Source organism: Chthonobacter rhizosphaerae, from assembly GCF_013839525.1.
Classification (GTDB): domain Bacteria; phylum Pseudomonadota; class Alphaproteobacteria; order Rhizobiales; family Pleomorphomonadaceae; genus Chthonobacter; species Chthonobacter rhizosphaerae.
In genome coordinates, this window is the sequence record NZ_JACDIS010000010.1 from 47250 (window position 1) to 68607 (window position 21358).

Annotated in this window: 19 protein-coding genes; 8 read left to right on the forward strand and 11 right to left on the reverse strand. The window is 68.9% G+C overall.

What is annotated here, in order from left to right; genetic code table 11:
* The first annotated feature begins 218 nt into the window (after positions 1 to 218).
* Positions 219 to 392 carry a hypothetical protein gene (locus HND91_RS16975; protein WP_246329541.1) on the forward strand — a complete coding sequence of 58 codons (174 nt, stop codon included), beginning with the start codon at positions 219 to 221 and terminating at the stop codon, positions 390 to 392.
* 16 nt (positions 393 to 408) lie between these two features.
* Here the strand turns inward: HND91_RS16975 and HND91_RS16980 are convergent, their stop codons facing one another.
* Positions 409 to 690 (reverse strand): Rdx family protein, encoded by a 282-nt coding sequence (locus HND91_RS16980; protein WP_181707794.1) that lies wholly within the window; start codon positions 688 to 690, stop codon positions 409 to 411.
* Positions 691 to 906: 216 nt separating this feature from the next.
* Here HND91_RS16980 and HND91_RS16985 point away from each other — a divergent pair, with 216 nt between their 5' ends.
* Together HND91_RS16985 and HND91_RS16990 are read left to right on the forward strand one after the other, a co-directional pair.
* Positions 907 to 1185 (forward strand): DUF6455 family protein, encoded by a 279-nt coding sequence (locus HND91_RS16985; protein WP_181707795.1) that lies wholly within the window; start codon positions 907 to 909, stop codon positions 1183 to 1185.
* 267 nt (positions 1186 to 1452) lie between these two features.
* On the forward strand, positions 1453 to 2016 hold the full coding sequence (locus HND91_RS16990; protein ID WP_246329542.1) for a BA14K family protein: 564 nt from the start codon (positions 1453 to 1455) through the stop codon (positions 2014 to 2016).
* Between the two features lie 58 nt (positions 2017 to 2074).
* On the opposite strand, the gene HND91_RS16995 is transcribed toward HND91_RS16990, so the two are convergent.
* Together HND91_RS16995 and HND91_RS17000 are read right to left on the reverse strand one after the other, a co-directional pair.
* A complete protein-coding gene (locus HND91_RS16995) occupies positions 2075 to 2653 on the reverse strand; it encodes a glutathione peroxidase (RefSeq protein ID WP_181707797.1) in 579 nt (192 codons plus the stop codon).
* Between the two features lie 49 nt (positions 2654 to 2702).
* Positions 2703 to 4328, reverse strand: a complete 1626-nt coding sequence (locus tag HND91_RS17000) for an EAL domain-containing protein (protein WP_181707798.1) — start codon at positions 4326 to 4328, stop codon at positions 2703 to 2705.
* A 276-nt stretch (positions 4329 to 4604) separates the two neighbouring features.
* Between HND91_RS17000 and HND91_RS17005 the strand changes: the two genes are divergently transcribed.
* Together HND91_RS17005 and HND91_RS17010 are read left to right on the forward strand one after the other, a co-directional pair.
* Positions 4605 to 5774 carry a hypothetical protein gene (locus HND91_RS17005; RefSeq protein WP_181707799.1) on the forward strand — a complete coding sequence of 390 codons (1170 nt, stop codon included), beginning with the start codon at positions 4605 to 4607 and terminating at the stop codon, positions 5772 to 5774.
* A 67-nt stretch (positions 5775 to 5841) separates the two neighbouring features.
* Positions 5842 to 7872 carry a hypothetical protein gene (locus tag HND91_RS17010; protein WP_181707800.1) on the forward strand — a complete coding sequence of 677 codons (2031 nt, stop codon included), beginning with the start codon at positions 5842 to 5844 and terminating at the stop codon, positions 7870 to 7872.
* A 59-nt stretch (positions 7873 to 7931) separates the two neighbouring features.
* On the opposite strand, the gene aspS is transcribed toward HND91_RS17010, so the two are convergent.
* Entirely contained in the window at positions 7932 to 9812 is a 1881-nt protein-coding gene (gene aspS / locus HND91_RS17015; protein WP_181707801.1) for an aspartate--tRNA ligase, read from the reverse strand.
* Between the two features lie 264 nt (positions 9813 to 10076).
* Here aspS and rnd point away from each other — a divergent pair, with 264 nt between their 5' ends.
* On the forward strand, positions 10077 to 11273 hold the full coding sequence (rnd, locus tag HND91_RS17020; RefSeq protein WP_181707802.1) for a ribonuclease D: 1197 nt from the start codon (positions 10077 to 10079) through the stop codon (positions 11271 to 11273).
* Positions 11274 to 11446: 173 nt separating this feature from the next.
* Here the strand turns inward: rnd and HND91_RS17025 are convergent, their stop codons facing one another.
* From HND91_RS17025 to HND91_RS17050, 6 genes are all read right to left on the reverse strand, one after another.
* Entirely contained in the window at positions 11447 to 12394 is a 948-nt protein-coding gene (locus HND91_RS17025; protein ID WP_181707803.1) for a DUF707 domain-containing protein, read from the reverse strand.
* 282 nt (positions 12395 to 12676) lie between these two features.
* Positions 12677 to 14239, reverse strand: coding sequence for a Ppx/GppA phosphatase family protein (locus tag HND91_RS17030; protein ID WP_281379125.1), 1563 nt, complete (start codon positions 14237 to 14239; stop codon positions 12677 to 12679).
* Positions 14190 to 16388: an RNA degradosome polyphosphate kinase gene (locus HND91_RS17035; protein WP_181707892.1), complete on the reverse strand. Its 2199-nt coding sequence runs from the start codon at positions 16386 to 16388 to the stop codon at positions 14190 to 14192. Before HND91_RS17035 ends, HND91_RS17030 begins: the two co-directional genes overlap by 50 nt.
* Before the next feature lie 107 nt (positions 16389 to 16495).
* Positions 16496 to 17191 carry an HdaA/DnaA family protein gene (locus HND91_RS17040; protein WP_181707805.1) on the reverse strand — a complete coding sequence of 232 codons (696 nt, stop codon included), beginning with the start codon at positions 17189 to 17191 and terminating at the stop codon, positions 16496 to 16498.
* Complete coding sequence (locus HND91_RS17045) at positions 17188 to 18315, reverse strand: AI-2E family transporter (protein WP_181707806.1); 1128 nt, start codon at positions 18313 to 18315, stop codon at positions 17188 to 17190. Before HND91_RS17045 ends, HND91_RS17040 begins: the two co-directional genes overlap by 4 nt.
* Before the next feature lie 15 nt (positions 18316 to 18330).
* Entirely contained in the window at positions 18331 to 18876 is a 546-nt protein-coding gene (locus tag HND91_RS17050) for a CDP-alcohol phosphatidyltransferase family protein (protein WP_181707807.1), read from the reverse strand.
* 230 nt (positions 18877 to 19106) lie between these two features.
* Between HND91_RS17050 and purM the strand changes: the two genes are divergently transcribed.
* Both purM and purN read left to right on the forward strand, forming a co-directional pair.
* On the forward strand, positions 19107 to 20180 hold the full coding sequence (purM, locus tag HND91_RS17055) for a phosphoribosylformylglycinamidine cyclo-ligase (RefSeq protein ID WP_181707808.1): 1074 nt from the start codon (positions 19107 to 19109) through the stop codon (positions 20178 to 20180).
* 16 nt (positions 20181 to 20196) lie between these two features.
* Positions 20197 to 20901 carry a phosphoribosylglycinamide formyltransferase gene (gene purN / locus HND91_RS17060; protein WP_181707809.1) on the forward strand — a complete coding sequence of 235 codons (705 nt, stop codon included), beginning with the start codon at positions 20197 to 20199 and terminating at the stop codon, positions 20899 to 20901.
* Here purN and HND91_RS17065 read toward each other — a convergent pair.
* Entirely contained in the window at positions 20891 to 21199 is a 309-nt protein-coding gene (locus HND91_RS17065) for a hypothetical protein (RefSeq protein WP_181707810.1), read from the reverse strand. The two genes, purN and HND91_RS17065, sit on opposite strands and share 11 nt — an antisense overlap.
* Positions 21200 to 21358 lie beyond the last annotated feature (159 nt).

Sequence of the window (21358 nt, forward strand, 5' to 3'; positions counted from 1 at the left end):
CGAAGGGCCGGCCGCATTCCCGTGCGGCCGGCCTTTTTCGTTGGGCCCGGACGCGTCCGCGCGGTCAGGCGATCCGGTCCGGCGGCGTCTGTTACGGATGTGTGAAGATCCGCAGATCTTTCCATGCGGTCCGCGCATGGCAGGCCATGCCCGGCAGGGCCTTCCGCTGCGGTGCACCATCGCCATATGGAGGGCACGGTTTCCTTCAGGAGATGACGATGACCAAGCCCCGCCCGCTCACCCTGCTCGGCCGCCTTCGGGCCGTCGTCGACGTGCTCGACGGCGCCCGGTCCTCGGCCGCCGCCATCAACAGCGGTCGCCGCCCGTCGCGGCAGGCCCTGCGCAAGCTCGGCATCGACGAGGACGCTTTCGACGGCATCCGGATCTTCTGATCCGGAGCCGCCCGGCTCACCGGTCCACGTGGCCGAGGTCCCGATCGGGCGCGAGACGGTCGCGCACCCGCTGCTTCAGCTCCTTCGGACCCGGGAATCCGCCGTCCGCCTTGCGATCCCAGACGGTCGCGCCGTCCACCTCGATGGTGAAGACGCCGCCCGTGCCGGGAACGAGCGCCACCTCGCCCACCTCCTCGGAGAAGGTGGACAACAACTCCTGCGCCATCCAGCCTGCCCGCAGCAGCCACTGGCACTGCCGGCAGTAGGTGATGGCGACGCGCGGCTTCGGCTGATCCAAACCTGTCCTCCCATGCTCGTCCCGGCCCGTCCGGTCCGCCGACCATGCACGCTCGGTGCCGCCCTGGCCAGACCGGGGCGCCGTGGTCGCGTCGAGGGTCGCGTCGGACCGGGCGATGCGGAATCGCGTCCCGACCGGGCCAGCCTTGACCTACATCAACGCATTCAGCGCCGAAGGGCGCGACGCTTTCCTCCATCGAGGCTCTGAGGGCCGGACATGACGGAGGCGATGATGGATCAACGGACCGACAAGCCGGCAGCCGACTCGGAGCCGCGCCTGATGCGCGACATGATCCACGCGCTCGCGATCGACGGCCTCGTCACCGGCGCCGAGCGCGCCGAGGCGGCGGCTTTGTGCGAGCGCTGCGGCGATCGCGGCCAGTGCCAGGAGTTCCTGGCGTCGCCCACGCTGCGCGGCGTCGAACACGCGCCGGACTTCTGCCTCAACAAGGACCGCTTCGACGCGCTCGCGACGGAGGTGCCGTCGACGTTCTGACGCCCGTTTCCTTCGGTGCGGAGGAGCGCCGGTCTCCGGCGGAGTGGCGCGAACGAACGCGCCCCCGCCGGAGAAACTCCGCCGTCCGCAAGCGCCTCGCTCCCGGACGGTCAACGCAAACGTGAGCGCCCCCTTGGGCACTCTTTTCGTTCGCGAACGTTGTCTCCCAGAAGCGCACGACCGGACCGTTCCGGCCGTGCCGGAGTGTAACGGGCGTGCCGCGCGGGCTCCCTCCAGAGCCGCCCGGGCATGTCCAGGGAGAGCGTCATGAGCCACCATACCCCGACTTTCCTCGTTCGCGGCCTCCGGTCCGCCATGGCGGGCCTTCTGGCGGGCGCCGTCGTGCTCACGTCCACCATGGCTGGCATCGCGCCGGCGTCGGCGAGCCCGGCTGCAGCCGCCCGCGCGGCCGCGCCCGTGGCGGACGGCGCGCCGGTCGTGACCGTGCAGAGCCGTGAAGAATGGCGCCGGTGGCGGCGGGGCGACACGGACCGCCGCGACTATTGGCGTCCGGACCGCGACGACCGCCGCTCCTGGCGCGATCGCGACCGCTATCGTGACCGCGACCGCCGCTACTATCGCCGCGACCGCGACCGCAACGACCTCGCGGCCGGTCTCGGCGGCCTGGCGGCCGGCGCGCTTCTCGGCGGCGTCATCGCCAACTCGCTCGGAAACAACGGCCCGGTCGCTCGCGCCGATGCTCCGCCCGCCGGCGGCTATGCCTACGGCACGCGGGGCTACTACGAGTACTGCTCGTCGAAGTACCGCTCGTTCCGGCCGGAGACCGGCACGTTCACCGGCTATGACGGGCGGACCTACTACTGCCGTTGATGGACAGGTTGCCGAAGGCTCGCGCGGTCGGCTCCGGAAGGGGCCGGCCGCCGGCGTTTCAGGTCGGCAGGTTCGCCTCGATGACCGCCATGATGCGCGGGTCGCGCGGCGTCATGGCGGACGGAAAGCCGTCGATCAGCCGGCCGTCGGGCGAGACCAGGTATTTGTGGAAGTTCCAGCGCGGCGCCTTGAGGAGGCCGCCCGCCTCCGCCGCCCACCGGTAGAACGGATGGGCGGCCGCGCCGCGCACGTGGACCTTCCTGGTGAGCGGGAAGGTCACGCCGTATTCGCCCGTGCAGAAGCCCTTGATCGCGGCCTCGCCGCCCGGCTCCTGGCCGCCGAAGTCGTTCGACGGGGTGCCGAGGACCACGAGGCCGCGCGGGCCGTAGCTCTCGTGGAGAGCCTGGAGATCGCGGTACTGGGGCGTGTAGGCGCACTGGGACGCGGTGTTGACCACGAGGAGCAGCTTGCCCCGGTAGGCGGAGAGCGGGAGCGGCCCGCCGTCGATGGCGTCGAACAGGAAGCGGTGAGCGGGGCCGGCGATGCTGCCCTCCGCGCCGAGCGCTCTTCGTTGTGGCAGGACGGCGGAGAGGACCAGCACGGGGGTGCCGAGGAGAAGGGCGCGGCGATCGATCATGGCGGCATGCCTCCGGACCCCGGCAAGGGCCGGGGCAGACGTGGCCTCTCTACGCCGCGGCCTTCGGTTCGGTTTCGTCCTCGCCCGTCGGTGCGTCGCCGGGAGCGTCGGCCGGCGGCGCGGCGAGGCTGCCCGTCATGGTGGCGGCGAGCTCCAGATAGGCCTTCGCCGGCAGGGGCTTGGCGAACAGGTAGCCCTGCGCCGTGGTGACGCCGATGCCCTTCAGGTGCTCCACCTGTTCCACCCGCTCCACGCCTTCGGCGATGATGCCGAGGCCGAGCTGATGGCCGAGCTCCACCAGGGTTTCGACGATCGACTGGGAGGAGTGATCGGTGCTGATGTTGTCGATGAACATCTTGTCGATCTTGATGATGTCCACGCCGAGCTTCTGCAGGTAGGCGAGGCCGCCGTGGCCGGTGCCCACGTCGTCGAGCGCCACCTGGGCGCCGAGCGCCTGGATGCGCTGGATGATGGTGCGCGACAGGGTGAGGTCCTTCAGCGGGTGCTGCTCGGTCACCTCGAAGCAGAGCTGCTCGTAGACGATCCCGCTGTCCTGGTAGATGGACCGGATCTCGTCGACGATCCGCAGATCGACGAAATGCATGGCCGTGAGATTGATCGACAGCTTCAGGGAGCGATTGCGGCTGTAGAGCTCGGCGCAGTCGTCCACGGTCTGCAGCATGAGCTGGGTGGTGATCTCGCGGATGAGGCCGGTCGCCTCCGCATAGGGGAGGAACTGGCCGGGCGGCACCATGCTGCCATCCGGGCGCTGCCAACGGACGAGCACCTCGCAGCCCTTGAGCTCGCCGGTGAAGATGTCGAACACCGGCTGGTAGTAGGGAATGAACTCCTGGTTCGCCACCGCGCGCGTGAACACGTCGCCGCCGCTGTCGCCGCGCATCACCAGGACGGCGCCCCAGCCGAACACCATCAGGCCCAGGAAGGCGCTGCCGATCAGGATGATGGCGCGCAGGGGCGCGACCGTGGAGTGGGCAGCGGCCGACGAGACGGTGACCGACACCCGCAGCGGATAGCGCGACGACACAGCCGTCTCCGCCACGTTGTCCGGCTCCTTCTCCGGGCTCCAGGTGCCGGACCGGCTCATCCAGGTGGAGCCGTCGTCCAGGTAGACGGCGACCTGCTGGGCGGCGGACAGGTAGTCCGGCCCGGTGACGAAATCGAGGGCGGATCGGTTGACCCGGGCGACGAGGCGGGCGTCGTCGTCGAGCTTCATCAGCACGAAGGCCTGACGGTCGGCCTTGCCGTCGGTCAGCACGCCGATCATCACCGAGGGATCGCCGCGCTCGCTCGCCGGCAGCCGGATCGGCTGGTGCAGCGAGCCCATCGGTTCGCCGCAGAGAAGCGTGCCCCTGGCGTCGGCGAGGCCGACCTGCTGGATGTAGGTGGACGTGAACGCCCTCGCGCCGAACACCTGCCGGTCAGCGAACGAGCAGGTGACATGCCCGTCGTTCTTCAGGTCGCGCAGGATGGTGAGGCCCTCGCCGATCACCTCCTCCGACCGCTCCAGGTAGCGCTCCGCCATGGCGCGGGTCTCCACCCGCGCTTCGGCCAGGGCGTGGTGGCCCAGCACGTAGTCGGCGACCGCGATCGGCGCTCCCGCCACGAACAGCGAGGCGACGACGACACGGGCCCAACGGAGAATCGGACTGGCCAAGGAGCGCCTTTCGACTGCGAACCGCTACCCCGTGAAACATCCGCCCTTCTGTATGAAAAAACGGTTGCCCTCGATGTCGGAGGTCTGTCGGGGAGCTTGGCCGCGGCTGCGGCGAGCCCCGGCGTTCCGGTTGTTTGCGGTCCGTTCATCGAGGCGTCGTCAGGAGGGTTGTCGGCGCGTCGTCCTTGGCGCAAGAGTAGCCGACGTCAATGACCGCATATTTCCTGGGCCCAAGCGTCTGACCACCCGCCCGGCGAAATCCTCGAGGAGACTATCATGGTGTTGAAACGCCACTGTTCGGCGTCCGTCGCTGCCGCCGCGCTGCTGCTCGCCTCCTCCGCCTGGGCGCACGCGGCGTCCGAGCAGGAGATCACGGACGCGCTTCGCGCCCTGTTCACGGCGGCCGACGGCACCGCGACCGTGACGCTGAACACGCCGACCCAGTCGGGCGACGACCTCGTGTACACCGACGTGGAATTCAAGGATCAGGGCGGCGACACGCCCGCCGGCAGGACCGTGGCGAAGACGCTGACGGTCACCGGCGGCGACCTCAACGCGGCCGGCGCCCTCACGGCCGACGCGCTGACCCTGGACGGCCTGACGGCGGAAGGCGACGACGGCACCGTGGTGACCGTTGAGAGCGTCGCGGTCGAGAACCTGGACGTGAAGGAGAAGCCGGTTCCGGGCAAGCCGCCGGTCGCCACCTACGACAGCGTGCAGGTCTCCGCCATCGCGGTGGCGCAGAACGGCGTCCAGAGCGCGACCGTCGAGTCGATCAGCTACGAGGCGTCCGACTACGTGGGCAACGTGCCTCGGTCGGTCGCCCTTTCGGTCGACGGCGTCACCCTCGATCCGGCCGGGTTCGGCGACGGCGGCGAGGCGGCCGCCCAGCTGAAGGCGATCGGCTACGAGAAGCTGGTGCTGTCGCTGGTCGGCCAGGGCAACCTGGACGAGACGACCGGCACCCTCGCGCTGGAGGAGTTCTCCATCACCGGCGAGGACGCGGGCACGCTGACCCTGGAGGGCACGCTCGGCGGCTTCACGCCGGACGTGATCGCCGAGCTCGGCCAGACCGAACCGTCGCAGGACGTGGTCAACGCCTTGACGGTGCAGGACCTGACGCTGACCTTCGAGGACGCCTCGCTCGCCAAGCGGATCCTGGACTTCCAGGCGGCCCAGATGGGGATCACCGGCGCGGAGTTCGCCGGCCAGATCGCCGACGCCCTGCCGCTGATGCTGACCGCGCTGCAGAACCCGGCCTTCCAGGCCAAGGTGGCTGAGGCCGCCGGCGCCTTCCTGAGGGACCCGAAGAACATCTCCATCCGGGTCGCGCCCACGGTGCCCGTGCCCTTCAGCGAGCTGATCGCGGTGTCCAGCACCGCGCCGCAGACCCTGCCGGAGCGCCTCAACGTGGAGGTGACCGCCAACCAGGACCTGCCGGAATAAGGCTCCGCGCACGACCACCGGCCCGGACCCGATCGCGGCCCGGGCCACCGAGACGGGGGAGACCGAGATGACGTGGCGCGCCGTTCGCGGGATCGGGCCGGTGGTGGTGATGCTGGCGGCGAGTACCGCGGGAGCGGCCGCCGCGACGCCCCGCGAGGACCTGGTCGCCCGCTGGCTGGAGACCGTGACCTTCGGCGCCGACCTTTCCATCGGCGGGTCGAACTACGATCCGGCCCTGTCGGCGGTCACCCTGTCGGACGTGACGATCGGCAAGCCGGGATCGGCCTTCAGGCTGGTGATGCCGTCGATGACCATCATCGACCCGCGCATCACGGCGACCGGCGACTTCGCCGCCCACTCGCTCCGCGTGGAAAGCCTGCGGGCGGAGATCAAGCTCGACCCGGAGGCGACCTTCGGCGGCACGCTGCCGAGCGGCGACGACGGCCCACTGGTGACCACGCCCGTGGACGTGGCGGTGACGAGCGGCGCGACCCTTGTCGAGCGGCTGGTCACCCCTCTCGCCGGCCCGGAGATCGCGGCCGACGCCACCCCCATCGCCCGCGGCATCGCCTATGCGCGCTGGCTTGAAAGGATCCGGGCGGACTGGGCGGAGACGAACACGCTCGCCATGACCACCACCGACGAGACGGTGGGGGACGCCAGCACAAGCTACGAACTCGTCTACGCCTCCGGCCTGCACGACGGGCGCACGGAGCGCTACGGCTTCAACACCATGCGCCAGACCACGACGGTGGAGGGCGTCAGCCAGACCTCCACGTTCGGATCGGGCTACGGCATCGGGGCGGACTTCGGCGCGGTGGTGGATGCCCTGGACCCGGCGCTCTACGCGGGCGGCAAGGGCGACGGGATCTGGCGCACCGCCGTGCAGCAGTACCGCCTCAGCGACCTGACGGTCGAGACCGCCGGCACGACCGCCACGATCAGCGGCGTGCAGGTGGACGGCATGAAGGTCCGGCAGACGGACCGGTCGATTCTCGAAGTGGTGGGCGAAGCCCTGAAGGACCCGGCCAAGGCCGACGCGGACCCGGCCGGGTTCCTAGGCGCCTTGGTGCAGAACGCCTGGGGCCTGTTCGGCGTGGACGGCGTCACCCTCTCCGGCTTCGAATTGAAGGGGCCGGACGTGGAGAGCCTCGCCCTGGCGGAGTTCTCGCTGAACGGCCTGGACAGCACCGGCGTCGGCTCGTTCCTGTTCAGGGGGTTCGAGATGGCGCTGCCGAACGGCGGCGGATCGGGCAAGTTCAACCAGCTCACCTTCGGCAACCTGCGCTTCGGCTCGCTCGCCGCCTTCCTGGATCTGGCCGCCACGGGCCAGGAGCCGACCCCGGCGCAGGTTCTGGACGCCGCGCTGGAGGGGGCTCCGAGCCTCGACTTCGTCGAGCTGACCGGCCTGTCGGCCGAGACGCCCCTCGGCACGGTGTCGCTCGACACCGCCGCGCTCACCAACGGCGACTACCTGAAGGCGCTCGCCCGGCGGGTGGACCTCACCTTGACGAACCTGGTCCTGCCGCGGGCCGTGTTCGGCGACGAGACGCTGATCCAGCAGCTGGCCGCGATGGAATACGATCAGGTCGCCCTCTCCGGCGGGGCCACGGTCGCCTGGGACACGGACCGGGGCCGCGTTCACGTGGAGGACGTGACCGTCCGGTCGGAGGACATGGCGGTCGTCTCGGCGGACGCGGAAATCACCGGCGTGCCGCTCGCCATGCTGAGCGATCCGGAGGGGATGGAGCGGCGGCTTGACGAGGTCGCGCTCGTGAAGGCGTCGGTGACCTTCGGCAACCTCTCCATCGTGGAGCGCATCTTCGCCATGCAGGCCAAGGAGATGAACCAGGATCCGGACACCTTCCGCCGCAACTTCGCGGGCGCGCTGCCGCTGATGCTCGGCTTCCTGGGCGACAAGGCGATGCAGGCCCGGTACCAGGGCGTGCTGAAGGCCTTCTTCGAGGATCCGAAATCCCTCGTCGCCACCGTGCGCCCCGACGCGCCCCTGCCCTTCTCGGCCATGGAGCAGCTTCAGGCGGACGGGTTCGGCCCGGTGGCGGACGCGCTGAACCTGGAGGTCCGGGCCAACGAATAGGCCCGGAGGGTCCGCCGCAGGACGACGCGGGACCGGGCATCGGCCCGGCCCCGTCGGCCTCAGGCGTTCGGCAGGTTGAGGCGGATGTGCAGCTCGCGGAGCTGCTTGGTGCTCGCCTCGGAGGGCGCGCCCATCAGGAGGTCCTCGGCCCGCTGGTTCATCGGGAAGAGGGTGATCTCGCGCAGGTTCTGGGCGCCGCAGATCAGCATGATGATGCGGTCGACGCCCGCCGCCATGCCGCCGTGCGGCGGGGCGCCATATTGGAACGCCCGGTACATGCCGCCGAACCGCTCCTCCACGTCGGCCTTCGTAAGGCCGACGAGTTCGAACGCCTTCACCATCAGGTCCGGCGACTGGTTGCGGATCGAGCCCGAGGCGATCTCGTAGCCGTTGCAGACCATGTCGTACTGGAAGGCCTTGATGGTCAGCGGGTCCTGCGAGTTCAGCGCCTCCAGGCCGCCCTGGGGCATGGAGAAGGGGTTGTGGGCGAAGTCCACCCGCTTCTCGTCCTCGTTCCACTCGTAGAAGGGGAAGTCCACGATCCAGCAGAGGGCGAAGCGTTCGGTGTCGACGAGATTGAGCTCGGTGCCGACCCGGGTGCGGGCCTCGCCGGCGAACTTGTAGAACTTGGCCGGATCGCCCGCCACGAAGAAGCAGGCGTCGCCCTCGCCGAGACCGAGCTGGACGCGGATCGCCTCCGTGCGCTCCGGGCCGATGTTCTTGGCGAGCGGCCCGGCGCCAACGACGAGGTCAGAATGAAGACCTTGCCGTTTCGCTTCTTCGACCATTCCAGCTTCGTCCATCGGGCCCTGAGAAATGTCCCGGACTACGAGCTTTCCCTCCGGCACTTCTTCTTGGCGCCAGAAGATGTAGCCGAGGCCCGGCTGGCCGGCCGATTGCGCCCAGGCGTTCATGCGATCGCAGAAGGCGCGGGAACCGCCGGTCTTCGCCGGGATCGCCCAGACCTCGGTCTTCGGGTCCGCCTCGATCATGCGGGCGAAGACCTTGAAGCCGGAGCCGGCGAAATGCTCGGTCACCGCCTGGATCTCGATCGGGTTGCGCAGGTCCGGCTTGTCGGAGCCGTACTTGCGGATGGCGGTGTCGTACGGGATGCGCGGGAAGTCCTGCGTCACCGGCTTGCCGGCGGCGAACTCCTCGAAGATACCGCGGATCACCGGCTCCATGGTGGACCAGACGTCCTCCTGGGTGACGAAGCTCATCTCCAGGTCGAGCTGGTAGAACTCGCCCGGCAGGCGGTCGGCGCGCGGGTCCTCGTCGCGGAAGCAGGGCGCGATCTGGAAGTAGCGGTCGAAGCCGGCGACCATGAGCAGCTGCTTGTACTGCTGCGGCGCCTGGGGCAGCGCGAAGAACTTGCCCGGATGGATGCGCGACGGCACCAGGAAGTCGCGCGCGCCCTCCGGCGAGGAGGCGGTCAGGATCGGCGTGGAGTATTCCGCGAAGCCGGCGTCGGTCATGCGCCGGCGCATGGCGGCGATGACCTTCGTGCGGGTGACGATGTTCCGGTGCAGCGTGTCGCGGCGAAGGTCCAGGAAACGGTACTTGAGGCGCACGTCCTCCGGATAGTCCGGCTCGCCGAACACCGGCAGCGGCAGCTCCTTGGCGGCCGACAGGACCTCCAGGTCGCGCACGTAGACCTCGACCTCGCCGGTGGCGAGGTTGGCGTTGACGGTCTCGGCCGACCGCGCCTTCACGTCGGCGTCGATGCGGACGACCCATTCGGAGCGGACGGTCTCGGCCAGCTTGAAGGCGGCGCTGTCCGGGTCCACCACGCACTGGGTCATGCCGTAGTGGTCGCGCAGGTCGATGAAGAGCAGGCCGCCGTGGTCGCGCACCCGGTGAACCCAGCCGGACAGCCGCACCGTCTCGCCGACGTTGGCGGCGCGCAATTCTCCGCAGGTGTGGGTGCGATAGCGGTGCATGGCGGTCTATCCGTAGCTTTCGGTTCAGGCGGTCGGAGGGGCCGTGACGGCCGGGCTCCCCGGCGGGTCGCGAGGGAGCGCGGACGGCCGGCGCGCGCGGGGCGGAAGAGCGCACGGGCACTGGGGTTTGTCAAGAATGTCGGCGGCGGCGCGGCTTCAAGGTCACGCACGCGACCCGCCGCATACGGGCTTTGCCTCATTCCCGCCGAAAGCGTTTCAAATCCGCGACAGGCGATTACGTTTCGGTTATAGACGAATCCAGCCATGACGATGATCACCACGACCGCCGCCCTCGCCGCCGCCTGCGCTCACCTCTCCCAGTTCGATGCCATCACGGTCGATACGGAGTTCCTGCGCGAAACGACCTTCTGGCCGAAGCTCTGCCTGATACAGATGGCGAGCACGGAGCAGGCGTTCGTCGTGGACGCGCTGGCGCCGGACATCGACCTTACCCCCTTCTTCGACCTGATGCGCAACCAGGCCGTCGTGAAGGTGTTCCACGCCGCCCGGCAGGACATCGAGATCGTCTGGCACCTGGGCGGGTTTGTGCCGCACCCGGTGTTCGACACGCAGGTGGCCGCCATGGTGTGCGGCTTCGGCGACTCGATCTCCTACGACCAGCTGGTCGCCCGCATCACGGGCGCGCACATCGACAAGACGCACCGGTTCACCGACTGGTCGCGCCGCCCGCTCTCCAAGCACCAGATCGACTACGCGATCGCGGACGTCACGCACCTGCGCGACGTCTACCGCTTCCTCAAGGCCAACCTGGAGGAGCAGGACCGTGCCGATTGGGTGCTGGAGGAGATGGAGGTGCTCACCTCCGAGACCACCTACAGGTCCGAGCCCGACGACGCCTGGCAGCGCCTGAAGATGCGGGTGAAGAAGCCGCGCGAGCTCGTCGTCCTGAAGGAGGTCGCCGCCTGGCGCGAGCGCGAAGCCCAGGCCCGCGACGTGCCGCGCTCGCGGGTGATCAAGGACGAGACCATCTTCGAGATCGCCACCCACGCGCCGACCGAGCCGGCGAAGCTGGCCGAACTCCGCACCATCCCGAAGGGCTTCGAACGCTCGCGGGCCGGCGAGGAGATCGTGGCCGCCGTCCGCCGCGCCCTGGAGGTGCCGAAGGAACAGTGGCCGAAGGTGCCGAAGGGCCGCCAGTCGCCGGAAGGCACCGGCGCGGCGGTGGATCTCATGAAGGTTCTCCTGAAGCTCGTGTCCGAGAACGAGGGCGTCGCCTCGAAGATCATCGCCACGGTTGACGACTTGGAGGAGATTGCCGCCAGCGACACCGCCGATGTCGGCGCGCTCAAAGGCTGGCGGCGGGACCTCTTCGGCGACCTGGCCCTCAAGGTGAAGCGCGGCGAGATCGCCCTCACCTTCGACGGCAAGAAGGTCGTCGCCGTCCCGGGGCCCGGGATTCCCGAGAAGCGCCGGTCCGACGCCAAGGACGCGGCCGAGTAGGCTGTCGTCCCGGACGCCGCCGGCGAACGGTGCTTCGGTCCGGCCCTTAGAAGCCGGTCTCGGGTTTGTCGACTAGCGCACGCCGCCGCGGGATTGACGGTCGTGCGATGTTGACCCGCCCGGCATTAAAGGGCGCACAGCTTTCGGAACGAGCGCCCCCCCGACACCATGCTTCAGCTCGCCTTCCGCAGAGAGTACATGGCGATCTTTGCCCGCAGCATTTCGAGCTCCGGCAGCGCGTCTTTCATGACCGCTTCCAGGGCACGCTCCGAAACGAGCTGCCTGAATTGGTCAATGTGTTCAAGCGTGTTTTTGCAGTACTGGGCATATCCCAGTATATCCTCGTTTGCCAAATACCGACTCGAACTCAGGACTGTCGCCAAGAACGCGATCGCCTGAGGATCGGTTAGCGAACCGATGCTACCATCCTTCAGAATGCCAGCCAGTGTGACGTTCTGTTTGACGCGCGGTGAAGTAAAAAATCTGCGCGATAGATATTCTTGCTGTTCACGGTCGCTTGTTTTTGCCTGGTTTGAGCCACCTGAGCCAGTGCTTCCCCTCAAGGGGCGCGTATGTGTCACCGTGAGAGCATCAACAATTGCGACGCGCGGGAACTGCGTCACCGATGGCCATACCACGTCGAAGCCCCACCCGCTGTTGGAGTGCTCGAAGTCGGACCAGACCCGTTGCAACAAGCCGCGGGAGAACAAGGGCATCATTATCTCTACAAAATTCGTGAAGCGAATGAAGAACGCCGGATGGTTCATCGTCACGGGATGTGTATAATAAGACTGATCCGAGAGGCTCGGCTGCGACAATTCCAGCTTGAAGGCCCGATGGATCTCGAACAGTTCGTTGATCGTCGCTGCGTTTGTCGCCAAATCGTCATCCGGTAGCCAGATGCTATCGTAGCGCATGACCGTGTCGTAGTGCTCGGTGATCGTGCTGTGCAGACCGCGCCACTTGCCCCCGGGTGCGTCGTGTACCGTCACCCCCCGACCGGGAGCGACCTCCAGGGCCGGATCATAACGAGAGACGATCACGTCGAAGTTGCGCTCTCCGGTCAACCACGCCGGATGCAACGACCCGGCGCCGGCGCGCACGATAACGAGGTTCCTCATTGTGTTCGCTGCTCCTGAAAGTTCACCCGTCAGCAGCCATTTCTGCGGGATGTGAACGATAAATGAGCCGCGAACCTTGTCTGGACCCTTCCGCAATCTTTACGTGCTCTGCCTGCTCCTCGTTCGAGTTAGTCAGCTTGCGCCCATTTGGTTTTTGGTGGCCGCAAGGACGCCACGCGCCACACGGTCTGTGGAGCGTTACCCTTTGAGTGCTGGAGCTGGTGCCCAGAGCGGATACCGCGCGTTCAGAGCAAGAACGAACCGCAATCTGTGCATCCCCCGTCAGCCCAGGATCCGAATCGCCCCCTCCTTGCCGCCGCCGATCTTGGCTGCGGCGGTGAGGCGCTTCAGGAGGCGTTCGCCGACGATGTCGGCGAGATCGGACGGCACTTCCAGGACGAGCTGGTCGCCGTCCATCGTCAGGCGCGTGCGCGGGATCACGCCGGGCATGGAGGCAGAGACCAGATAGGCCACCCGCAGCACCGCGCCGAGCGTGCGGGCGCGCTCCTTCAGCCGTGTGGAGCACAGCTCCCGGATGCGCGGGCTCACGGCCTCGTCCACCAGACCCACGTGCCGGTAGAAGATGGCGAGCGCCAGGTAGGCGCGGCCGGGATGGTCGATGCCGATGAAGGACGCGTTGGCCAGGATGGAGAGGCTCTGCTCGCCGCGATAGTCCGGGTGGGCGCGCCAGCCGATGTCGGAGACGAGGCAGCCGGCGACGCGCAGCCGCGCCTCTTCGGCGGTCTCCTCGATGCCGAGGGTGCGGAACGCGTTCTCCACCCAGGGCACCAGTTCCTCCACGTGCTGGGGCGAGCGCGAGCGCAGATAGGCGAGTTCGGCGCAGGCCTCGATCAGCGGATCCTGCTGGCGCTCCTCCGGCGACAGCGTCTCGTAGAGATGCCCCTCGCGCACGCCGAGGGCCGAGATGATGACCTGGGAGGGCCTAATCGCCCGGATCACGTTCTCCAGCACCAGCGCGCCGAACGGCAGGAGGCCGCGCCGGGCCTTGGAGACCACGTCGATCTGGTCGACCGCCTCCGGATCCCGCCGGGCCAGGATGCGGGCGAACTCCAGCGCCTCGTCGGCGCGGATCGCGTAGTTGTGCATGACGTGGAGCGGATAGCCCGTCTCGAACATGTGCAGGCGGGCGAAGGATCGCCACGTGCCGCCCACGGCGAAGAAGGGCCGGCCGTCGCAGGCCGCGTGCTCCGCCGCGCCCGCGAGCGCCTCCGCGACGATCTTCTCGGCCTTGCGGATGTTGCCCTCGGCCGCCTCCTCCAGGCGGATGCCGCCGAGCGGGAAGGTCCGCCCCTGGCCGATCTCCCCGTTGACCACGCTGACGAGCTCCAGGCTGCCGCCGCCGAGGTCGCCGACGACGCCGGTCGCCCGGTGGAAGCCGGACACGATGCCGAGGGCGGAGAGGCGAGCCTCGTCGGCGCCGGAGAGGAGCGTCACCGGCGCGCCGCAGATCTCCTGCACGGCCTTCAGGAACTCCGGCCCGTTGGCGGCGTCCCGGGATGCCGCGGTGGCCAGGATGAAGAGATCCGACGAGCGGGCCTGGTCGGACAGGAACTTGAACCGCCGGATGGCGGCGAGCGCCTGCTCCACCGACGGCGCCTGCATCCGGCCCGTGGTCGCGAGACCCTTGCCGAGACCCGCCAGCACCTTCTCGTTGAAGAGCATGGTGGGCGAGCGGGACAGGCGCTCGTAGATGACGAGCCGGACCGAGTTGGACCCGATGTCGATGATGGAGACGGGACCGCGGCCGGCGAGCCGGCCGGGCGCCCTCAACCCCTCAAGCGCGCCGTCTGCGACGTACGATCGGTTTTGGAGGATCGGTTTCAAGTGAGTGTCCACGCCCCGATAGCGACGGATTGGTCATGAAATAGTCGTGGGCGTTGAACGGTTCGTCGCCCTCGTCCGGCGTGATGCGCTCGTGGCTGCCGTCCGCCAGCAGGCGCCAGCTCTGCTGGTTGTCGCGGAGGTTGGCGACCATGATCTGGTCGACCACCTGGGCGTGGACCGTCGCGGTTTCGAGCGGCACCAGAGTCTCAACACGCCGGTCGAGATTCCGTTGCATCATGTCGGCAGAGCCGATGTAGACTTTCGCTTCGGGCGAAGGCAAGCCGTGTCCATTGCCGAAGCAGAATATGCGGCTGTGCTCCAGGAACCGGCCGACGATCGACTTGACGCGGATGTTGTCGGAAAAGCCCGGAATGCCCGGCCGCAGGCAGCAGATGCCGCGCACCACGATCTCGATGGAAACGCCCGCCCGGCTCGCCCCGTAGAGCGCGTCGATGATCTGCGGATCCACGAGGCTGTTCATCTTCAGCCAGATCTGCGCCGGCCGCCCGGCCTTGGCGTGGCTCACCTCGGCGGCGATGCAGTCCAGGATGGTCTTGCGCAGGGTGAGCGGGCTCATGGCCAGCTTGCGCAGCGCCTGGGGCTCCGCGTAGCCGGTGATGAAGTTGAACACGCGCGCCACGTCCTGGGCGATCACCGGGTCGGCCGTGAAGTAGGACAGGTCCGTGTAGATGCGCGCCGTGATCGGGTGGTAGTTGCCGGTGCCGAGGTGGCAATAGGTGACGAGGCCGGTCGACTCGCGTCGCACCACCAGGGACATCTTGGCGTGGGTCTTCAGCTCGATGAAACCGAACACCACCTGCACGCCGGCGCGCTCCAGGTCGCGCGCCCAGCGGATGTTCGCCTCCTCGTCGAAGCGGGCCTTCAGTTCGACCAGCGCCGTGACCGACTTGCCGGCCTCCGCCGCCTCGATCAGCGCCCGGACGATGGGGCTGTCCTTGGAGGTGCGGTAGAGGGTCTGCTTGATGGCGACCACCTCCGGATCCTGGGCCGCCTGGCGCAGAAACTGCACCACCACGTCGAAGCTCTCGTACGGGTGGTGGATAACGAGGTCCTTCTGGCGGATCGCCGCGAAGCAGTCGCCGCCGTGGTCGCGGATGCGCTCGGGAAAGCGGGGCGTGTAGGGCACGAACTTCAGGTCCGGCCGCTCCAGCCCGACGAGCTGGCTGAGTTCGTTGAGGGCGAGCGCCCCGTCCATGAGGAAGAGCTCGTCCGGCGACGAGCCGAGCGCGCTGGCGACGAAATCGCGCAGCGACGCCGGCGTGGAACTCTCGAACTCCAGGCGGATCACCGATCCGCGGCGGCGGCGCTTCAGGGCAGTCTCGAACAGGCGGACGAGGTCCTCCGCCTCCTCCTCCACTTCCAAGTCGCTGTCGCGCAGGATGCGGAAGGCGCCCTGCCCCTTCACCACGTAGCCCGGGAAGAGGCGGCCGATGAAGAGCGCCACCAGGTGCTCCATCATGATGAAGCGCGCGGCTCCGTCGCCCCGGTCCGGCAGGCGGACGAACCGGTCGATCTTGGCCGCCATGCGGATGAGCGCCGTCATGCGCTCGCCGTCGCGAACCCGCGCCAGGTCGAGCGCCAGGGTGAAGCCGAGGTTCGGGATGAACGGGAAGGGATGCGCCGGATCGACGGCGAGCGGGGTCAGCACCGGGAACACGGAGGAGAGGAAGTAGTCCTCGATCCAGGCGTGCTCGTCCTTGGTCAGTTCGTCCGCGTTGAGGATGACGATGCCGGCGTTGGCGATCTCGCCCCGCAGGCGAACCCAGCGGCGCTGCTGCGATTCGGCCAGCTTGGCGGCGGCGTCGGAGATCCGGGCCAGCTGCTCGTGAGGGGTCAGCCCGTCGTCGGAGAGCTCGCTCACGCCCTCCCGGATCTGGCCCTTCACGCCGGCGACGCGGACCATGAAGAACTCGTCGAGGTTGTTGGCCGAGATGGACAGGAAGCGCAGTCGCTCCAGGAGCGGGTGGGCGAGGTTGTCCGACTCCTCGAGGACGCGCCGATTGAAGCCGAGCCAGGACAGTTCGCGGTTGATGAAGCGCGACGGGCTGCTGGCGAGGCTGTCCACGTCGGCCTGATCCACCTTCACCGGATCGGCAATCGTGGCCACCTCCTCATGGACGTCGGTCATATCCACGGCGCGGTCTCCTCCCAAGGGCGTTTCCCGGACAGTATCTCCACTTTGTGACGGATCATACGGGCGGCGCAGCGCCCCCGAAGCCCGCCGCGGCGAACGGATCAGACGTCCGGGTCGTCCGCGCTGCCGGGGGCGAGCAGTTCCGCCGCCATGGCCTTGGTGATCCGCCGGCCGCGGGCGAGCGACTCCCGGTCGAGCGCATCGACGAGCGCGTTGGCGGCCGCGAAGGACCGGTCCATGCGCCGAAGCAGGAAGTCGATCAGGCCGGCGTCGAACTCCATCTGGCGGTCGGCGAACAGCTTCACCAGCACGCGGCGAAGAAGGTCGTCGTCCGGCGGGCCGAGGATGGCCGGCTGGGCGGCGCGCAGGCGCGACAGGAGGTCGGGCAGGCTGAGGCCCCAGTCGGTCGGCACCGAGTGGGCGGTGATCAGCACGGACGCGCCGCGGCCGCGCGCCGCGTTGAGGACGTGGAACAGCGCGGCTTCGTCCAGCGCCGGGTCGTCGGCGTCCTCCACCACCAGGGCGCCGCGCCCGACGAGCTTCGTCGGATCGTTGCCCGCCAGTTCGCTCGCCAGCACGATGGGCGCGTTGCTCTTCTCCGAGAAGGCGCGCGCCAGATGGCTCTTGCCCGAGCCGGAGGGTCCGATCAGCAGCACCACGGAGGCCGGCCAGTCCGGCCAGGCGTCCACGAAGGCCGCCGCGTCCTCATTCGCCTCACCGACCAGGAAGTCGGCGCGGCCGAGGGCCGCTTCATGCGGGAGCGACAGCGGCAGTTGTTTCGGACGGTGATCGGTCATTCGCCTGCGGTGCCCTCCCTGGGCAGTTCGATGGTCGTGCCGGACACGGTCACGATCGGTGACGCGCGGCGCCCACGGTAAAGGGGGCTCGCCATATACTGTTCCAGCCCGAAGCGCATCAGCACGCTCACCGCCGTCGCCGCCGGGACGGCGATCAGCATGCCGACGAAGCCGAACAGCGTGCCGAAGGCGAACAGGGCGAACATCAGCCACACCGGGTGCAGGCCGACGCTGCCGCCGACGAGCTTCGGCTGCAGGATGTTGCCCTCGATGAACTGGCCGACGGCGAACACCGCCGCCACCACCAGCACCCAGGTCCAGTCGGGATAGAACTGGACGATGGCGACGCCGATGGCGATGCCGCCCCCGATGATGGAACCCACGTAGGGGATGAAGCTGATGATGCCGGCGAACATGCCGATCAGAAGGGCGAAGTTGAGGCCGGTGAGCGTGAGGCCGACCGCGTAGAAGAGGCCGAGGAGCGTGGAGACGGCCACCTGCCCGCGCACGAAGTTGGAAACGCCCTGGTCCATCTCGCGGGCGAGCTGGCGGATGGTTTGCTGATGGTCGCGGGGAAGCCAGCCGTCCACGGTGGCGACCATGCGGTCCCAGTCGAGCAGCATGTAGAAGGCCACCACCGGCGTCACCACCAGGAGCGAGACGACCGACAGCAGCGCCTGGCCGCCGTTCCAGATCGACGAGAAGATCCGCATGGTCCAGCCGGCGCCCTGGTTGACGATCTCGCCGAGCGAGCCCTTGACCTCCTCCGGCGACAGGCGGAGGAGCTCGGTGATCCGCGCGCCGGCGGTCTCGTTCACGAAGCCCTGGAGACGGTTCATGTAGTCCGGCAGGCGGGCCATGAAGCCGGCGAGCTGGTTGCCGAGCACCGGCACCACCACGATGAGGAGGAGGACCGCCAGCACCACGAACAGCACCAGCATCAGGATGGTCGCGATGAGGCGGGACAGGCCGAGCCGCTCGAGCCGGTCCGCCACCGGGTCGAGCAGGTAGGCGAGCGCCATCCCGGCGACGAAGGGCAGGAGCACGCCGGAGAACACATAGAGGAACAGGCCGAACCCGACGGCGGCCAGAACCCAGAACAGGATGGTGGACCTCAGTGTCACGCGGGCGGCTCCGGTTCAGGATCGGCTCGGCTCGGCCATGTGCCGGATCCAGCCGATGAGGTAGGCCGCGGCCGAGAGGACAGTCAAGGCGGCGACCGTCCAGATCATGATGTCCGTCAGCGTGTCGAGACGCCAGCGGAACGCCAGATCCGCGAGCGCCACGGAGGCGAACAGGATCTGCGCCGCCGTGTTGGCCTTGGAGACCAGGATGGGCTCGATGGCCAGGGGCCGGCCGATCACCAGGGAGAAGACCACCGCCCCGACGATCAGCACGTCGCGGCTGACCACCAGGACGGCGAGCCAGTTCGGCACGTAGCCGGTGATCGCCAGCGTGACGTAGATGCAGACGAGGAGCGCCTTGTCGGCGATCGGGTCCAGGTAGCGGCCGAGCTCGCTCGCCTGGCTCGGGAAGGTCCGGGCGATGGCGCCGTCGATGCCGTCCGACACGCCGGCCGCTACGAAGATCGCGAACGCCCAGCCGTAGGCGCCCTCCAGCAGAAGCAGAACGATGGCCGGCACGGCGATCAGACGGGCCAGGGTGATCAGGTTGGGCAGGGTCACGACACGGCCGGTCCGTCCTCGGTTTCCGTCCTGTGGAATGTGGCCCGCCGACCGGGCGAAATGAAGGGGCCGATGGTCGTGATCGACGCCGGCTGCCGTGCCGGACCGGCGTCGGCCGGGGGAAGGTCGCCCGGCCTGCGGATTTCGGCTTGTCAAAGCGCCCGCTTTCCTGTTTGTCCCCGCATTCATCGGGTCCGCCGAGGCGGGCCGCCCAACGGGGAACCGCCACCATGAGCAGCACCGATCGGCCGAACGGTCTCACCTACCGGGACGCGGGCGTCGACATCGATGCCGGCAACGCGCTCGTCGATCGCATCAAGCCGCTCGTGAAGGCCACGCGTCGGGTCGGGGCGGACGCCGACATCGGCGGGTTCGGCGGCCTCTTCGACCTCAAGGCCTGTGGCTTCAAGGACCCGGTCCTGGTGGCGGCCAACGACGGCGTCGGCACCAAGCTGCGGGTCGCCATCGAAGCCGACCGCCACGACACCGTCGGCATCGACCTCGTCGCCATGTCGGTCAACGACCTGGTGGTCCAGGGCGCGGAGCCGTTGTTCTTCCTGGACTATTTCGCCACCGGCAAGCTTTCGGTGGACACTGCCGCCGCCGTCATCGCCGGCATCGCGGACGGATGTCGTCAGGCCGGCTGCGCGCTGATCGGCGGCGAGACGGCGGAAATGCCGGGCATGTACGTGGACGGGGACTATGACCTCGCCGGCTTCGCCGTCGGGGCCGCGGAGCGCTCCGAAATCCTGCCGAAGCCTGACGTGGGAGCCGGCGACGTGCTCCTCGGCCTCGCCTCCTCGGGCGTTCATTCCAACGGCTATTCGCTCGTCCGCAAGGTGGTCGAGCGGGCCGGCCTCGGCTACGCGGACGCCGCGCCCTTCGCCGAGGGCGTCAGCCTCGGCGAGGCGCTGCTCACGCCGACGCGGATCTACGTGAAGCCCCTCCTCGCCGCCATCCGCGAGACGAAAGCCGTGAAGGCGCTCGCGCACATCACCGGCGGCGGTTTCGTGGACAACATCCCCCGGGTGCTGCCGCAAAAGACGTCGGCCGAGATCGATCTCTCCGCCGTTCCTGCCCTGCCGGTGTTCGGCTGGCTCGCCCGGACCGCCGGCATCGACCAGGCCGAGATGGTGCGCACTTTCAATTGCGGCGTCGGCATGATCGTGGTGGTGGCCGAGGCCGACGCCGAGCGGGTGTCGGCCGTCCTCTCCCGCGAGGGCGAGACCGTGGTGCGGCTCGGCCGGCTCGTCGCCGACGAGGAGGGTCCGCGCACGCTCTTCAACGGCACCCTCGCCCTCTGACGCCGGACAGAGCCCGATGACCGCAGCCTCCGCCGTGCCGAGCCGGGCCCAGCGCCGCCGCGTCGGCGTGCTCCTCTCCGGCCGCGGCTCCAACATGCGGACGCTCCACGCGGCGACGCTGTCGGCAGACTTCCCGGCGGAGATCGTCTGCATCGTCTCCAACAAGGCCGACGCCGGCGGCCTCGCCTATGCGGCCGAGCAGGGCATCCCGGCGGTCGCCATCGATCACAGGGCCTTTTCGGACCGGGAGAGCTTCGACCGCGCCCTGGACGCGGCGCTGCGAGAGCACGGGGTGGACCTGGTGGCGCTCGCGGGCTTCATGCGGATCTTCTCGCCCTGGTTCCCGGGCGCCTGGGACGGCCGGATGATCAACATCCATCCGTCGCTGCTGCCCAACTACAAGGGGCTGCACACGCACGCGCGGGCGCTCGCCGACGGCGTTCGCATCGCCGGCTGCACGGTCCACTTCGTGACGGCGGAACTGGACGCCGGACCGATCATCGCCCAGGCGGCGGTGCCGGTGACCCCCGACGACACGCCCGACAGCCTCTCGGCGCGGGTGCTGACGGCGGAGCACGTGCTCTACCCGCACGCGCTCCGGCTGGTGGCGTCCGGGGCCGCGCGGCTCGTCGGCGGCCGGGTGGAGGTGGAGGCGACGGACCACGACGCGGCGGCCCCGCCGCTGGTCGTGCCGCCGCTCCGGGACAGCGTCAGGGCTTGAAGCAGGCGCCGATGCCGGCGGCGAGCGCCCGCTCCTGGTCGGGCGTCAGCCCGCCGGACCGGGGCTGCTCGAACTCCGCGCCCTCGAACGACTTCAACGCCGTCCGACTCGCGCAGCGGCAGCCGTCGATCATGGACGCGCGCTTGACGTCCTTCACGGAGAACTGCCGGTAGACGCATGTGTCGAGGAGCCGACGCTCGAGCGCCTCGCGGGTGATCGGAGCGGCCTCGGCTCCGGCCACCAGGGACGCGGTGAGGGTGGCGAAGCAGACAGCAGACGAAAGAAGCGACCGTTTCATCGTTCGAGACACTCGGATTCGGGATCGGGCGCGCCGCGCGCCCAGGCTGACGATGACGACAGGCCGCGCCGAACGCAACGACCGCCGAGCCTCAGATCGCGCATGGCTGATCCACCGCGGCGCGCGGGACACGCCGGCGGCGTTTGACAGCGGGGACGA

Coding starts and splice junctions, on each gene's coding strand:
- HND91_RS17025 (WP_181707803.1), bottom strand. CDS start 12,394: ATGAGGAACCTCGTTATCGTGCGCGCCGGCGCCGGGTCGTTGCATCCG.
- HND91_RS17005 (WP_181707799.1), top strand. CDS start 4,605: ATGGTGTTGAAACGCCACTGTTCGGCGTCCGTCGCTGCCGCCGCGCTG.
- aspS (WP_181707801.1), bottom strand. CDS start 9,812: ATGCACCGCTATCGCACCCACACCTGCGGAGAATTGCGCGCCGCCAAC.
- HND91_RS17065 (WP_181707810.1), bottom strand. CDS start 21,199: ATGAAACGGTCGCTTCTTTCGTCTGCTGTCTGCTTCGCCACCCTCACC.
- purN (WP_181707809.1), top strand. CDS start 20,197: ATGACCGCAGCCTCCGCCGTGCCGAGCCGGGCCCAGCGCCGCCGCGTC.
- HND91_RS16975 (WP_246329541.1), top strand. CDS start 219: ATGACCAAGCCCCGCCCGCTCACCCTGCTCGGCCGCCTTCGGGCCGTC.
- HND91_RS17035 (WP_181707892.1), bottom strand. CDS start 16,388: ATGACCGACGTCCATGAGGAGGTGGCCACGATTGCCGATCCGGTGAAG.
- purM (WP_181707808.1), top strand. CDS start 19,107: ATGAGCAGCACCGATCGGCCGAACGGTCTCACCTACCGGGACGCGGGC.
- HND91_RS17010 (WP_181707800.1), top strand. CDS start 5,842: ATGACGTGGCGCGCCGTTCGCGGGATCGGGCCGGTGGTGGTGATGCTG.
- HND91_RS17040 (WP_181707805.1), bottom strand. CDS start 17,191: ATGACCGATCACCGTCCGAAACAACTGCCGCTGTCGCTCCCGCATGAA.
- HND91_RS16995 (WP_181707797.1), bottom strand. CDS start 2,653: ATGATCGATCGCCGCGCCCTTCTCCTCGGCACCCCCGTGCTGGTCCTC.
- HND91_RS16985 (WP_181707795.1), top strand. CDS start 907: ATGACGGAGGCGATGATGGATCAACGGACCGACAAGCCGGCAGCCGAC.
- rnd (WP_181707802.1), top strand. CDS start 10,077: ATGACGATGATCACCACGACCGCCGCCCTCGCCGCCGCCTGCGCTCAC.
- HND91_RS16990 (WP_246329542.1), top strand. CDS start 1,453: ATGAGCCACCATACCCCGACTTTCCTCGTTCGCGGCCTCCGGTCCGCC.